This window comes from Pseudoalteromonas sp. SR44-5, from assembly GCF_014163675.1.
Classification (GTDB): domain Bacteria; phylum Pseudomonadota; class Gammaproteobacteria; order Enterobacterales; family Alteromonadaceae; genus Pseudoalteromonas; species Pseudoalteromonas rhizosphaerae.
This window is the reverse complement of sequence record NZ_JACJDT010000004.1, coordinates 1-14,617: the sequence shown is the minus strand read 5'-3', so window position 1 is coordinate 14,617 and position 14,617 is coordinate 1. Positions and strand designations below refer to the sequence as shown.

Genomic DNA, 14,617 nt, shown 5'->3' with positions numbered 1-14,617 from the left:
TTATTCCTGCTCACAACTACATAGCAGTGGATGCTCGTTATCTCGTGCATAACGGTTTACTTGTTCAACTTTGGTATACGCTACATCTGCGGTATAAACACCGCAAATTGCGCGACCATTTTGATGAACTTGCAGCATCACATCTGTTGCTCTATCGCTATCCATATTAAAAAACGTCGTTAGTACTTCTATCACAAAGTCCATTGGCGTGTAATCATCATTATTTAAAATGACTTTGTATTTTCGCGGTGGTTGCAGTTTTTGCTTCTCACTATCGCGAACCGTATCTAAAACACCTGAATCTTTCATGCCACTCATAATTAAATATAGTCTTGTCTTTGGAACTCAAGCAAACTTGAATAAAAAATAAATTAAATGTTAAAAAAATAGTTTAAAACACTTGACTGATCGGCGAAATAAACTACATTCAATTGTAGATTGATTAAACCTTAGTCAGTCTATCAAACTATACGGTTTAGAATAACTAAATTAGTCAACTTATAGAAGGATGTAGAAGTATGGCTTGTGGTAAAGTCAAATGGTTCAATAATGCCAAAGGTTTTGGTTTCATCGTAGAAGACGGCTGCGAGAATGATATATTCGCCCATTACTCAACGATTGTAATGGACGGTTATAAAACACTTAAAGCTGGTCAAGATGTAACATTCGAATTGCAGCAAGGCCCTAAAGGCATGCATGCGACTAATATAGCGCCTAACGAAGAGTTAGTGTAGTTGTTTAGACGTTCGACTAAAGCGAGCGACCTGTAAAGATCCTCGCTTAATTCCTCTAAATTTATTTAATCCCAACTAAATTGTACATTCAGATTCAAAGCTGGCATTTTTAATCTATTAGAAATTAAACGTACAGAATGAACAAAAACTGTCCTTCCTCTTGAAATTCTTTTTTAATACCCCCATGTTATACCCAAACCACCTCAAGATGCAGAATCCAGCGTTTCACAGGGGCTTAATATCAAGGCGTTACTTTGCAACAATGGCAGTCCCTTTTAAGAAGTAACAACGATGAGAGTAAGTGCCTGTGAAACGCCCAACGGGTTGGTTTAAAAGCGATTTATACTGCGTTATTGATTTTAACAATAGAACCACTATTATTTGCAATCAATGCCTTGCCTAAATCGCTTTTAATTCCAACTGAAACTCGCATCTTGAGATGGTTTGGGTATATATTTGTTATTAGCCCTTTGTTGCCAAGCTTGTTACACTCTTAGGTGCTTAAAAGCAGCCTCAAAAGGCCCTTTAAACACTAATAATTAGGCTAATGGCTAATTTACTTAGTTTATAAATAACATAAAATTAAATACAGTTCGTCAGGTGTGATTATTTAATCAACAGTATTAACACCTAACTGACTGATCATTGTCACGTCGTGCACGCATGATGGCGATGATATTTCTTTGCATTGTTGAATATGGCTCTTACGCCTACTATCTAGGAATGATGATGACATCAAAAATTATCTACACTAAAACAGACGAAGCTCCGGCACTAGCAACATACTCTTTGCTGCCGATCATCCAAGCATACACTAATGCCGCAGGCGTTGAAGTTGAAACACGTGACATCTCTTTAGCGGGTCGTGTTATTGCTAACTTTTCTGAGTATTTAACTGAAGAACAACGTATTGGTGATGCGCTTGCTGAATTAGGCGAGCTGGCTAAAAAACCTGAAGCAAACATCATTAAATTACCAAATATCAGTGCATCAGTTCCACAATTACGTGCTGTTATCAAAGAATTACAAGCAAAAGGTTACGCACTGCCAGACTACCCTGCTGAACCTAAAACAGATGAAGAAAAAGCAATTCAAGCAACGTACGACAAAATCAAAGGTAGTGCTGTAAACCCAGTATTACGTGAAGGTAACTCTGATCGTCGTGCTCCTGGCTCTGTAAAAGAATATGCACGTAACAACCCACATTCAATGGGTGCATGGAGCAAAGATTCTGCTTCAAATGTTGCGAGCATGAGCGAAGGCGATTTCTTTGGCTCTGAGCAATCAGTAACGCTTGATACTGCTACTGATGTACGTATTGAGCACGTTGCTGAAAATGGCGACGTATCTGTTCTTAAAGCAAGCACGCCATTACTTGCTGGTGAAGTGATTGACGCATCTTCAATCAGTATTACGAAACTACAAGCTTTCTTAGCGGCTGAAATCGATGCTGCAAAAGAAAAAGGCATTTTGTTTTCATTACATATGAAAGCAACCATGATGAAAGTATCTGATCCAATCATCTTTGGTCATGCGGTAAAAGTATTCTATAAAGACGTTTTTGCTAAGCACGGCGCTTTATTTGCTGAGCTAGGTGTTGATGTTAATAATGGTCTTGGTGATGTTTACGCTAAAATCCAAACATTAGACGATGCTAAACGCGCTGAAATCGAAGCTGATATTGACGCTGTATATGCTACACGCCCTGCAATTGCGATGGTTGATTCTGATCGTGGTATCACTAACTTACACGTACCAAGTGATGTGATCATCGATGCGTCTATGCCTGCTGCAATTCGTTCAAGCGGTCAAATGTGGAACAGTGAAGGTAAATTACAAGATACTAGCTTTGTCATTCCTGATCGTTGTTACTCTGGTGTTTATCAAGCAACAATTGATTTCTGTAAAGAACACGGTGCATTTGATCCAACCACTATGGGTAGCGTTCCTAACGTTGGCCTAATGGCACAAAAAGCTGAAGAATATGGTTCACACGACAAAACCTTTGAAGCACCAGCAAACGGTGTGATCCGTGTTGTTGATAGTGCTGACAACGTATTGCTACAACACACTGTTGAGCAAGGCGATGTATGGCGCATGTGCCAAGTTAAAGATGCACCAATCCAAGATTGGGTTAAATTAGCTGTAAACCGTGCACGCGCTACCGGTAACCCTGCTATTTTCTGGCTTGACGAAAACCGTGCGCACGATGCACAGTTAATCAAAAAAGTTAACGCATACTTGCCAGACCACGATACATCTGGCCTTGATATTCAAATACTTGCACCACTTGAAGCAACCCTATTCTCTCTTGCACGCATTAAAGATGGCCTAGATACTATTTCAGTAACAGGTAACGTATTACGTGATTACCTAACTGATTTATTCCCAATTCTTGAGCTTGGTACGAGTGCAAAAATGCTTTCAATCGTACCACTTATGAATGGCGGCGGTTTATTTGAAACTGGCGCGGGTGGTTCAGCACCGAAGCACGTTCAACAATTCGAAAAAGAAAACCACTTACGTTGGGATTCGTTAGGTGAGTTTTTAGCACTTGCGGCATCACTTGAGCACCTAGCTGTCAATACTGGTAACAACAAAGCACAAGTGCTAGCTGATACCCTTGATAAAGCAACAGGTACTTTCCTTGCTGAAAACAAATCACCGTCTCGTAAAGTGAAAGAAATTGATAACCGTGGTTCTCACTTCTTCCTATCTTTATTCTGGGCGCAAGAGCTTGCCAAGCAAAACGATGACAGTGAACTTAAAGCACAGTTCACACAAATCGCCAGTGATTTAGAAACCAACAAAGAACAAATCGTTAACGAACTTAACGATGCACAAGGCCCAGCTGTAAACATCGGTGGTTATTTCCAACCAAATGATGATGCAGCATTTAAAGCAATGCGCCCTAGCACAACATTTAACGATATATTAGCTAAACTAGTATAAGTATCGATTTAAATTTAAAAGGCGCTCACTGTTAAAGTGAGCGCCTTTTTTGTGGTTTTTAAATAATGTTTTATTTTTCACTGATACAAAAAGCAAAAAGGCCGCAAATGCAGCCTTTAAATTGTTCAAGTTACTAAGCTGAACGTAGTTACTTAGTATATGCGCGAGGCATATCTGAGTCAGTAGTATAACGCTTACGGAGTTTATCTTGGCGTGCTTCAGTTGAAACTTCTTCGCCGTTAATAAACATTTTAGTTACGTGACTAGTAAAATCAAATGGGTCATCGTTCCACATCACTAAGTCAGCAGCTTTACCTACCGCCACACTACCGGCATTAATTCCAAATACATCAGCAATATTCGCTGTTATCGCTTTTAATGCACCCGCTTGTGTCATGCCATAAGAAACCGCATTACCCGCGTCAAAACGCAATTGATAAACATTGTGACTGGCATCGCCTGCGATCGACAACAACACCTTTACGCCTGCTTTTTCGAGTTTGCCTGCATTATCTAAACTCGCATGTAGCGAATCAAAACTGCCTGGCAAGCTCTCCATAGAACTTACAATGACTGGAACATTTGCTTGCGCTAATTGCTCTTTTACAACCACGGCATCTTGTGCGCCTGCAATCACTAAATTAAGTGAAAACTGTTGTTTTACTTTGATTAGCTCAATAATATCTGCGGCGCGAAAAGCCGTTACTAATAGTGGCATTTCACCCGCTAATACTTTATCGAGCACTTTATCTTCAGTGCTTGGTACAGCATCGTCTTTTTTATCTTTTTTGCTGGCTTTTTGTTGATGTGCTGCTAACTTATCAATCAAGTTTTTCAGCGACATTGCGCGCGAGCCTTTGCTTTTCTCACCTAAATTAACTACCAGCGCGACTTGCGTTTGCTTAACACTGTCAAACTCACCGCTTAAATCAACTACGCTGGCAAGGCCTGCAAAAATACTTTCGCCGCCATGAGGGGTGATCACATCACGGGTGATGCCACCTTTACGTGCATACGGGATCAAGCTTGAGTGAGCATTAAATGCTAGGCTTGGATCAAAATCGATCCCCGCTTTATCATCGCCAGCATCGCGAGAGCCAGCAACAGCGCCCACTTCAACTAGACCTAACTGATTCATGCTGCCAATAAAGCCAGCTGTAACAATTTGCCCTTTGGCATCAATAATCGTATCAGCTTCGACTGTTGCAGGATTAATAGCAATAATTTTGCCTTCATCCATGATGATGCTAGCGCCTTGTAAAATACCTTGCTCAGTTGAGGTATGAACAGTGGCGTTGATGATCGCGACTGATTGGGCGTTCACCGCAGTACTTGCTAACAAACCAGCAGCAACTAGCGAGAGTGAAAATGAATGTGTTAATTTTGTCATCCTAGTTACTCCTTATTTTTGACCTAACATAAAATCGCTTTGTGCTTGGAATGTATCATCGTAGCGATCATACACTTTCGCACCATCAACAAATACTTGCTCAGCTTTAGCATAAACACTAAACGGACTTTGATTCCAAATTACCACATCAGCCTGTTTGCCAGCTTCGAGTGAACCGGTTTTATCAGCTATACCTAGCGATTTTGCAGCATTCGAAGTGATCCATTTAATTGCGTGCTGTTCTGAAATATTAAACCCATTATCGTTAGCGCGGTACATTACTTTACCGGCTTCTTGATTCAAGCGCTGGATAGTGGTGTCAGAGTCTGAATGAACAACAGCACAAGAATTTTTAACCGCATCAACAATCGCTACGTTCTCTTGTACCATGTCGTAAGCTTCCATTTTAAAGCCCCACCAATCAGGCCAAAGCGCAGCACATGAGCCGTTATCTGCAAGTAAATCAGCAATTTTGTATGCTTCAATACCGTGATGGAAAGTACCCGCGTGATAACCAAACTCTTTTGAAAGGTCAATCATCATTGCCATTTCTTCTGCTTTGTAACAATGATTGTGGATCCTAACTTCGCCTTCTAATACACCACGCAATGTATCGTATTTAATATCACGATGCGGCACCTCTGGATTTTTACCTGCTGCATAATCAGCATCGTATTTATCCCACGCGCGTTTATATTCAGCGGCGCCTATCCAAGCCTCACGATAACCGGCCATATTGCCCATTCGTGTTGATGGTAATACCCCTTTACGCCCGTAAACACGCTTAGGGTTTTCACCACAGGCCATTTTTAAACCATACGGTGCGTCAGGGAACTTCATACCCTGCATCGTGTGCGATGGAACATTTTTTAAAGTAACCCCACGACCACCAAATAAATTAGCTGAGCCGGGTAAAATTTGTAATGCGGTAATACCGCCTTCACGCGCGCGGTTAAAGCCAGGGTCTTGCGGCCAAATTGAATGCTCAACCCACACTTCGGCAGTATTTGGGCTGGTCATTTCATTGCCGTCCTGATGAGATTCAACAGAAGGGCTTGGGTATGCTCCTAAATGTGAATGTACATCAATAAGCCCAGGTGTAACCCATTTACCTTGTGCATCAATAGTCAAATCAGCTTGTGCAGTTAGATCTTTACCGACTTGTTGCACTTTTCCGTCAACAAGTAATACATCGGCTTCTTCTAAACGCTCACCTGTACCTGTTAGTACTGTTGCATTGGTGATAAGCGTCGTGGTTGATTTAAGTACCTTATAGGTACTTGGATATGGATTTTTATTGATTGTTACTTTGTCGTCTTGTGGGCCGTTGTCTTGGCAGCCGACAATCGCCACACCAAGTGCAACAACCAACAATGAAGGAGCAAATTTTTGCATCATATTAGTCTCTGTTGTTGTTTTTTTGTTACTTTATATAAACACACAACATAAAGCTAAAAAATCAGCTAGAGCTGCATTTATATAAGATGAATGTTATTTCTTAATATAATTGTTATACAGTTGCTCAAGTGCAGCTTCTGTTGTCAAACTTGGATCTTTACTAATAAAGTGCTTAACAGTTCGAGTTACGAAGTCTGAATTTTGTTTATGCAATTTTGAAAAATCCTTAATTAGGCAACCGCCATCTTTAGCGGCAGTCACTTTATCGTGACGATGACGATACTGACTCAAGGCTTTATTAAAATCACCTTGGTAGTCTTCTACTAAAATTTTATAAAAATCACTTTTTTGTACTTTTAATTCGCTAATACAATAATTTAAAGCTTCTTTAAAATCAGTAAAAATGGCGCCTTCGACATCAAACTCAGCCGTTTTTTCTCGCACTGTGACCTTGGCTTCTTCGGTTGCATAACTAAAACCACTAAACGCCAAGCGCTCTGCGGTTTCTTTTCCTAACGCCATACCCGCTTTAATGCTATGTGCAAACTCATCACTCATATCGCTAAGTTCATTCTCATGCCACATATTATAAACCCGCAGTGGTTTAGCATATTTGGCACCGAGTTTGTTTTTTAACTTAGTAAAGCGTTCATCAATCGTCATTAAGCGCTCGTTATGCAATATTGCATAGCATTCATAGCACGCTGGAATACTAATAAACTCAGCTTCTTCACCTAAATCAATAATGCTTTGTAGCATATGCAATGGCGGGCAATGATCGCGCTCAGTCGCTTCACAGCCACAATAAAAGCAACGGTTAAAATTATGCTGTTCACAGGCGTATGCTTGCTGATAATAACTCGCCAATGTTTTACTCACAGAGTCTCCTAATAGACAGGTATTTGATAATCAAGACGATCATAACAGGGTTGAAAAATATGTCAGTAATGCTGCACAACAAAGTGCAATGACTCTAAAGTAAATAGCATGTAAAACCTATGGAAGCAGATTGAAAAACAACCAAAAGCAATAAAAAAAGTGAAAAATAATTTGTTTGAAACATGTCAAAAAACACACATTAAATCATTTACTATCAGATAGTTAGTTATTATAAAACACATCCACACACGGTGTTACATCTTGTCGATTTTCATTTACAGCTTTATTTAAAAATAAAGCTAATATTTAACTCGTCAACAAGCAGACATACCAAACCACTGGAGAATGATGATGAATACTTTAACAACTACACTTTGTACAACGTTACTTTTAAGCTCAGCAGCACTTACTACAAGCAATACTGAAGCAGCACAATTTGTTGCAGCTGATAATAGCCCTGGCACTCAAATTTGTATGGCTGTGAGCTCCAATAAACGTTTGCAACTTTATGCAACAATGAAAGACTTACGTATTAGCAAAACAACCGTAACCAATAAACTACGTTGTAACAACTTGAGTATCGCAAAATTTGCGGGAACTTACGGTTTTAATAAAACGGCAAAGTATCTAAACCTTGAAACGACAACGGGTACCTCAATTCAAGATTTAGCAAAACTAGACCAACAAACAATTATGGTTGTTGCCGGTTCTAAGTAGTATTGCTAAGCTATATCAAATTTAAGCAGGCGAGTCGTTGGCCTGCTTAAAATTAATTTATATGATTGCAGCAATCAGGCCAAACAAACCACCGAATACCCCGCCCCATACAACTAACCAGCCTAAATGCTCACGGATCATAGTTTGTATAATATCTTTGACCATTTTTGGTGTCAGCTCGTCTAAACGCTCATCAACTAAGCCAGAAACCGTGTTAAACAACGAATCACTTGCGAGTCCTGATTGCGTTAATTTTTCATTCACCAAGCTTTTAAACTCATCGGTTTCGCTCATATTAAGTAATGAACCACGCATTTTGTCAATAAATGCTTCGCGCATCGGCTCAACCGCGGCACTACCACCAAACATCGCTAACATGCTACCAAATTGGGAGTGCTCAATAACGTCAAGTAAGCTATCAAAAGCAGGATTTAAATCGACTTCATTGATCACTGGCTGTAGATCAACATTGATATTTTTGTTGCCTAACAATTGAGATATTTTTTGCTCTGAAAAGAACTCGGTTAAAATAAGATTTTTAATCGCCACTTTAAACCCTGCAAACTTCAGCTGGATCACGCCCGACCCATATAACAAAGGTACTTTTTCAAATAACATATGCACTGCGAGTAAATTAGTCACTGCGCCTGAGAGTGCAAATAAGCCGATTGACAGTACAATTGCTTGGTCAAATAGAAAACCCGCCACCACTAAAATCCCGGCAATTACATTGGTAATAAGGCTTTTATTCATCATTCTCTCCACTTGTTTGTTGCATAAAGCTTAGCGCGCGCTTATAAAACATTAATTTTACTCTCAAGAGTTTGTTTATTTAACTACTTTTTGCCATAGTTTAACTATCTGTATAAAAGGTGAACAATGCTATGTGGAATACGGTTAACGAACAGATCAGCCAAGCAATGCATTTTGACTTTAAACACACTATAAAACGCCAACTGCAAAGCCCAAATAACGATAAACTATTTCAACTCAGTGATGGTACACACCAGTATTTTGTTAAAGTAGCTCATCGTAGTGACTTAGAGCGATTTGAAAACGAAGCCCACAATTTACAACTGCTCACTAAAGAGAGCTTATTTATGGTGCCAGATTGTATCACTACAGGTGCTAATATTGAGTTTTCATTTATCGTTTTAGAATGGCTTGAACTTGACCAACAACCTCATACCAACTGGCATATTATGGGTGGCCACCTTGCAAGCCTGCATCTGAAACATCGCCAAGCCATGTTTGGTTTTGATCAGGATAACTTTATTGGCCCAACAACTCAGCCCAATCGCTGGCATAAAAAATGGAATATATTTTTTGCCGAAGAGCGCATTGGCTGGCAGCTCCAATTACTGCATGAAAAAGGCATTGATCTCGTCGACAAAGATTACTTTGTCGCACTGATAAAAGACATGCTACATGGTCATACCGTAAAGCCATCATTGTTGCATGGCGATTTTTGGCGTGGCAACATGGGATTTATTCAATCAGTACCGAGTGTATTTGATCCGAGTTGCTATTATGGTGATCGGGAAGTTGATATTGCCATGAGCGAGCTGTTTGCTCCTTTACCTGACGCTTTTTACATCGCCTATAACAAGCATTACCCACTAACACAGGGCTATGAGCAACGTAAGTTAATTTACCAGCTTTACCCTATTTTAAATCATGCAAATATCTTTGCCGGCCACTATCTTACTGAAGCTAAACAACAAATAGAACTACTACTGAAATAAGGTCGTTTTTATTGTCAAATAGATGTCATAAATGAATAAAGCAGACTATATTTAGATATCGCCTAATGTTGAACAACCCCAGCAATGACAGGCGCTAGCGTTCAATTATGGGGTGCATAACCATTTATCAGCAGCGATAAATAATTACCTTTTATTGCTCTGCTTTGTAAGGTTGAATCATTTATGAAAAACCAACTCTCACAACGGATCTGCTGCCCACATTGTGGCCATCATATTCATATTACCCTTGATGCTAGTGATGGCGATCAAGATTACTTCGAAGATTGCGCAGCATGCTGTAACCCTATCCATTTTAATATGCATATTGACTATGCAAATAGTAAGGTAGAGTTACATATTGATAGCGATGACGAACAAATATTTTAGCCTAGCATTTATATTTGACTACGAAGCCTGCTGTCGTAAGTAATTTTCGACCGTATTGATGATGGTATAAGTTTGTTGATCAACCTCGATATTTAGCGCATCACCAATTGCAGCCTTACCAATATTGGTAATAGCTAACGTCTCTGGGATCAAATGCAGCCAAAAGCCCTGCTCATCGGTTTCACCTACCGTGAGACTAGCGCCATTGACTGATACAAAACCTTTATACATCACATACTTTTGCCATTGACTTGGTAAGCATAACTGTATTTTACAATTATCTTGTGTGTGAATAATATTTTCAATCTGGGCGGTGCAGTGAATGTGACCAGATACAATATGCCCACCTAACTCAGTACCAAAAGTCATAGAGCGCTCATAGTTAACGGTACTGCCAGCAATAAGCTTTCCTAAATTAGTTAACTGTAATGTTTCGTCAATTACATCATAGTGAACCTGAGCAAGCGGTTGATCAGAGATATTATCTACTTTAACAACCGTTAAACAGCAACCATTAATGGCAACGCTGGCGCCTAACTCAAGTTTTGTAACATATTGCTTTGCTACAGCGAGCACTAAACGCATCACACCTTGCTGCTGGTTAGTTGAAATCACCGTCGCTTGTGTTTGCACAATTCCTGTAAACATAAATCAATTCACCTTTTATTACCTAAAGTAGATACTATTCATATTATTTCACGCTTTAGTTTACCCGATCCACGTTATTATTACTGTAACCAATAACATTGACTCATCGCTATAATTTTTGATTCTGTGCTTTATCGATTACACTATCTGCCTCTTCAGTTTACGTAGTAAGTGATATGACTTTTTGTAGTTGGGAAGCCAAACGGTTAGTTTCTCTGGCAATCCCCGTTTTTTTAGCACAAGTAACCTTAGTTTTAATGTCAGTGGTCGACACCATCATGGCAGGACAAGTGAGTCCTACCGATTTAGCAGCATTGTCAATTGCAACCGGCGTATGGAACCCCGCCATGTTGGCTCTGCAAGGCATATTATTAGCCCTGACTGGCATAATTGCGCAATTTTCCGGCGCTAACGATAAAACCGGCATCAGCCATTACTTTCAACAAGGCTTGTACCTAGCTGGTGTATTGAGTGTTATCGGTTTATCTATTGCCTATTTTGCCGATATTATTATTCTCAAACTCGATACCAGCCCTGCTATCGCCAATATGGCCTATGACTATATTCATTTTGTAAAATGGGGCATTATTGGATTTTTAGTGTTCAGTGTTTATCGTAATATTACCGAAGGCATGGGGATGACAAAGCCGGCTTTTTATATCAGCTTAATTGGTTTAGCCATCAATATCCCAGCCAACTATGTGTTTATTCACGGTATGTTTGGTATGCCCGCACTAGGTGGTGCAGGCTGTGGGATTGCCACAGCATTAGTATTTACTGCTATGGCCATCGCACAAGTTATTTATTGCCAATTAAGTAAAAAAGTAGATGCCAAAACATTATTAGCAAACTTTCAAGCACCGCAATTACCAACCATGTGGGCAATTACTAAGGTGGGCATACCAATCTCACTTGCTACATTTTTTGAAGTCACTTTATTTGCCTGTATTCCTTTATTTATTGCGCACTTAGGTGCGGTTGCGGTAGCCGGCCATCAGATTGCTGCAAGTGTCACAACCTTGCTGTTTATGATGCCACTGAGTTTATCTATTGCGATCAGTATTAGGATTGGCAATTTATACGGCCAACATCATTTTGAGCAGCTTAAAAAGGCTATTTCAACAAGCTATATTCTAGCCATGATCATTGCCGTTATACTTGCTGCCATAACCTTCTTTGGCCGTGACGTGATCAGTCAACTTTATACAGATGATGCACGTGTTATTGCCTTAGCAACGTCAATCATGATTCTAGCATGTATTTATCAACTACCTGATTCCTTACAAGTAGCTGCCAACGGTATATTAAGGGGTTTAAAACACACAGCACCGATTTCGTATATAACCTTTATATCTTACTGGTTGATTGGTTTTTCACTGGGTTTTGTTTTAGCACGCACCGATTTAATAGTGCCAGCAATGGGCCCGCATGGTTTTTGGGTAGGTATCATCGTCGGCTTAAGTGTAGCCGCAGTGCTATTAATGCTCACTGTCGCGAATAGATTCAAACATGAACCACTTAAAAGCGCTTAAAAAATCGCACCAACAAGGTAACCAAACGTCGCAGTTTGGTTACCTTTGTAGTTTACTGTGCTGTTTACTGCTACTTTGTGCATGCACAGATAAACCCGCTGATGTGTATTTAGAATATCAGCAGCGCCTCGCGAATGCGTTAGATAAGCCAACTCCTGATACAGCAAAACTTACCAATGTTGCGCTATCAGCTGTTAGCAACAACAAACCAACAAATGCACAACAGTTGAGCATATTGCAACTGGCACAACTTTCACACTGTAAACTCAATACCCTTATTGCTGAACATAATAGTCAACTAGGAAAACTCGCCTCTCCTGCTAGCCAGTTAATATACCAGCTTCAATTTATTCAATTTGCACCACAGTGCTTAGATAGTCTAGAACCTGATTCAAAAAGTTATCAAGCCATAAGTAACGAATTACATAATAAAAAACAACAGTTATTAGATCAGTTCAAGCAGCTACTTTATAAAGACCCAGAACTAAAACGCACATGGCAGCTAACCGGCTATACACTTGATACAAACTTAGCCGGCCTTGTAGAAACCGAACTTGCGCTGCAAAGCCTAGTGAATTTAAAACAGCAAATAATACAGCAGCAATATGCACAAATAGACTCTCAAGCGCTCTACCCGCTACTGGCGCAATTACGCCAGTTTAACTTCAATCAAGCTTTAATAAGCGCAGTACGCCAACAAACACAGCTAAATAATAGTACTAGTAACTTTTTAGCGAATATTGAGCTAAGCACACTATGCAACCCGCTAAAAAATAAACGCCAAGCACAGATCCTCAGCAACGTATTCAAGAAGTATTACTTGCAGCAGTTACAACCCTATCAGGCTCAACTATCAGGTGCTTTAGAGCGCCTAATGCCGTTGTATCAAGCATTATGGCAAGACTCCAGCCCAATACAACCGCAACTAACGGCATTACTAAGCCCAGCACAGCCAAGTAATATACTCACAGCATTTAAAGAATCCACCAAAACACACGTTATTTGGTGGCAAAAATTTTATAAAACGTGTGAAATCAGCCCAATATGAATAAAAAAACGGCAAACGAACTAAAAAAAGCGTTTCTCGCTTGATTCACTTCAGCGCACGCTATATATTAGCGACCGTTGTTAAGCAATTAGCACAACTTAAATTTATGATACGACCGTAGCTCAGTTGGTTAGAGCACTACCTTGACATGGTAGGGGTCGGTGGTTCGAATCCACTCGGTCGTACCAAATTTAAGTAAATTTTAAATAAAAGTACTATTGTAAGAAAAAGCACTACCCACTCTTGATCACCCGGTCCTGAGGCCAGTAGTTCGAATCCACTCGGTCGTACCAAATTTAAGTAAAAGTCCCATTCAAATATATTGTACGACTGTAGCTCAGTTGGTTAGAGCACTACCTTGACATGGTAGGGGTCGGTGGTTCGAATCCACTCAGTCGTACCAATTCATAAATAGAAATTATATCAAGAAAAAGCACTACCTACTCTTAATCACCCGGTCCACAGGTCGCTGGTTCGAATCCACTCAGTCGTACCAATCTTAATCACTAACATCCTCAATTCGTAAACCTTAGCTCAGTTGATTAGCGCACTACCTACTCTTGATCACCCGGTCCAAAGGTCAGCGGTTCGAACCCACTCAGTCGTACCAATTCACGTAAAAAATCATCCTAACCTACTTTATAAATCTTAAGTAAACTACAACTCAGCTGGTTAGAGCACTACCCACTCTTGATCACCCGGTCCAAAGGTCAGCGGTTCGAATCCACTCAGTCGTACCAATTCAAGTAAAAAAATCATCCTAACCTGCTTTATAAATCTTAAGTAAACTACAACTCAGCTGGTTAGAGCACTACCTACTCTTGATCACCCGGTCCAAAGGTCAGCGGTTCGAATCCACTCAGTCGTACCAATCTTAATCACTAATATCCTCAATTCGTAAACCTTAGCTCAGTTGATTAGCGCACTACCTACTCTTGATCACCCGGTCCAAGGATCAGTAGTTCGACTCTATTATACCAATCTGCCAAATTATGTGATCTAATTAGCACACTGATACTTATCTACTTTTACTAAATTGAACTTAGAAAAATCCAAGCAACTTTTTAGCTTTATCACGTAAAGAGCCTAATGCGAGAAAGCGAATACGCCTGCTTGCTGTTTCATTATTCTTTGAGGGTGAAAACAGAACGAATATTGCTAAGCGGCTAAATACAGCGCGCGGCAGT

13 protein-coding genes and 2 tRNA genes are annotated in these 14,617 nt (G+C 40.0%); 9 read left to right on the top strand and 6 right to left on the bottom strand.

Going from position 1 to position 14,617, the window contains the following annotated elements:
* Window positions 1–309 (bottom strand): ATP-dependent Clp protease adapter ClpS, encoded by a 309-nt coding sequence (gene clpS / locus H5154_RS03060; RefSeq protein WP_179959204.1) that lies wholly within the window; start codon window positions 307–309, stop codon window positions 1–3.
* A 209-nt stretch (window positions 310–518) separates the two neighbouring features.
* On the opposite strand from clpS, the gene cspD reads away from it, so the two are divergent.
* Together cspD and H5154_RS03050 are read left to right on the top strand one after the other, a co-directional pair.
* Window positions 519–734, top strand: a complete 216-nt coding sequence (gene cspD, locus H5154_RS03055; protein ID WP_054204685.1) for a cold shock domain-containing protein CspD — start codon at window positions 519–521, stop codon at window positions 732–734.
* 729 nt (window positions 735–1,463) lie between these two features.
* The gene (locus H5154_RS03050; RefSeq protein ID WP_145233392.1) at window positions 1,464–3,686 is read left to right on the top strand and encodes an NADP-dependent isocitrate dehydrogenase; all 2,223 of its coding nucleotides are present in this window, start codon (window positions 1,464–1,466) and stop codon (window positions 3,684–3,686) included.
* A 148-nt stretch (window positions 3,687–3,834) separates the two neighbouring features.
* Here H5154_RS03050 and H5154_RS03045 read toward each other — a convergent pair whose 3' ends face one another.
* The 3 genes from H5154_RS03045 to H5154_RS03035 form a co-directional block, all read right to left on the bottom strand.
* Complete coding sequence (locus H5154_RS03045) at window positions 3,835–5,076, bottom strand: amidohydrolase family protein (protein ID WP_182717358.1); 1,242 nt, start codon at window positions 5,074–5,076, stop codon at window positions 3,835–3,837.
* 12 nt (window positions 5,077–5,088) lie between these two features.
* Window positions 5,089–6,471: an amidohydrolase gene (locus H5154_RS03040; RefSeq protein WP_182717455.1), complete on the bottom strand. Its 1,383-nt coding sequence runs from the start codon at window positions 6,469–6,471 to the stop codon at window positions 5,089–5,091.
* A 96-nt stretch (window positions 6,472–6,567) separates the two neighbouring features.
* On the bottom strand, window positions 6,568–7,353 hold the full coding sequence (locus H5154_RS03035; RefSeq protein WP_182717357.1) for a hypothetical protein: 786 nt from the start codon (window positions 7,351–7,353) through the stop codon (window positions 6,568–6,570).
* A gap of 351 nt (window positions 7,354–7,704) precedes the next feature.
* On the opposite strand from H5154_RS03035, the gene H5154_RS03030 reads away from it, so the two are divergent.
* Window positions 7,705–8,070, top strand: a complete 366-nt coding sequence (locus tag H5154_RS03030; protein ID WP_182717356.1) for a DUF3718 domain-containing protein — start codon at window positions 7,705–7,707, stop codon at window positions 8,068–8,070.
* Window positions 8,071–8,127: 57 nt separating this feature from the next.
* On the opposite strand, the gene H5154_RS03025 is transcribed toward H5154_RS03030, so the two are convergent.
* A complete protein-coding gene (locus H5154_RS03025; protein WP_182717355.1) occupies window positions 8,128–8,823 on the bottom strand; it encodes a DUF445 domain-containing protein in 696 nt (231 codons plus the stop codon).
* A 131-nt stretch (window positions 8,824–8,954) separates the two neighbouring features.
* Between H5154_RS03025 and H5154_RS03020 the strand changes: the two genes are divergently transcribed.
* Both H5154_RS03020 and H5154_RS03015 read left to right on the top strand, forming a co-directional pair.
* Window positions 8,955–9,815: a fructosamine kinase family protein gene (locus H5154_RS03020; RefSeq protein WP_182717354.1), complete on the top strand. Its 861-nt coding sequence runs from the start codon at window positions 8,955–8,957 to the stop codon at window positions 9,813–9,815.
* A 183-nt stretch (window positions 9,816–9,998) separates the two neighbouring features.
* Window positions 9,999–10,202: a CPXCG motif-containing cysteine-rich protein gene (locus H5154_RS03015; protein WP_145233067.1), complete on the top strand. Its 204-nt coding sequence runs from the start codon at window positions 9,999–10,001 to the stop codon at window positions 10,200–10,202.
* A gap of 18 nt (window positions 10,203–10,220) precedes the next feature.
* On the opposite strand, the gene H5154_RS03010 is transcribed toward H5154_RS03015, so the two are convergent.
* Window positions 10,221–10,850: a riboflavin synthase subunit alpha gene (locus H5154_RS03010; RefSeq protein WP_145233066.1), complete on the bottom strand. Its 630-nt coding sequence runs from the start codon at window positions 10,848–10,850 to the stop codon at window positions 10,221–10,223.
* Window positions 10,851–11,026: 176 nt separating this feature from the next.
* On the opposite strand from H5154_RS03010, the gene H5154_RS03005 reads away from it, so the two are divergent.
* The 4 genes from H5154_RS03005 to H5154_RS02990 all read left to right on the top strand — a co-directional run bounded on the left by H5154_RS03005 (window position 11,027) and on the right by H5154_RS02990 (window position 13,833).
* Window positions 11,027–12,382, top strand: a complete 1,356-nt coding sequence (locus tag H5154_RS03005; protein WP_149982349.1) for an MATE family efflux transporter — start codon at window positions 11,027–11,029, stop codon at window positions 12,380–12,382.
* Window positions 12,360–13,430, top strand: coding sequence for a DUF3080 family protein (locus tag H5154_RS03000; protein ID WP_182717353.1), 1,071 nt, complete (start codon window positions 12,360–12,362; stop codon window positions 13,428–13,430). The genes H5154_RS03005 and H5154_RS03000 overlap by 23 nt, the downstream gene beginning before the upstream one ends.
* A 111-nt stretch (window positions 13,431–13,541) precedes the next feature.
* A tRNA-Val gene (locus H5154_RS02995) sits at window positions 13,542–13,618 on the top strand.
* Between the two features lie 138 nt (window positions 13,619–13,756).
* Window positions 13,757–13,833 (top strand) — tRNA-Val (locus H5154_RS02990).
* Window positions 13,834–14,617 lie beyond the last annotated feature (784 nt).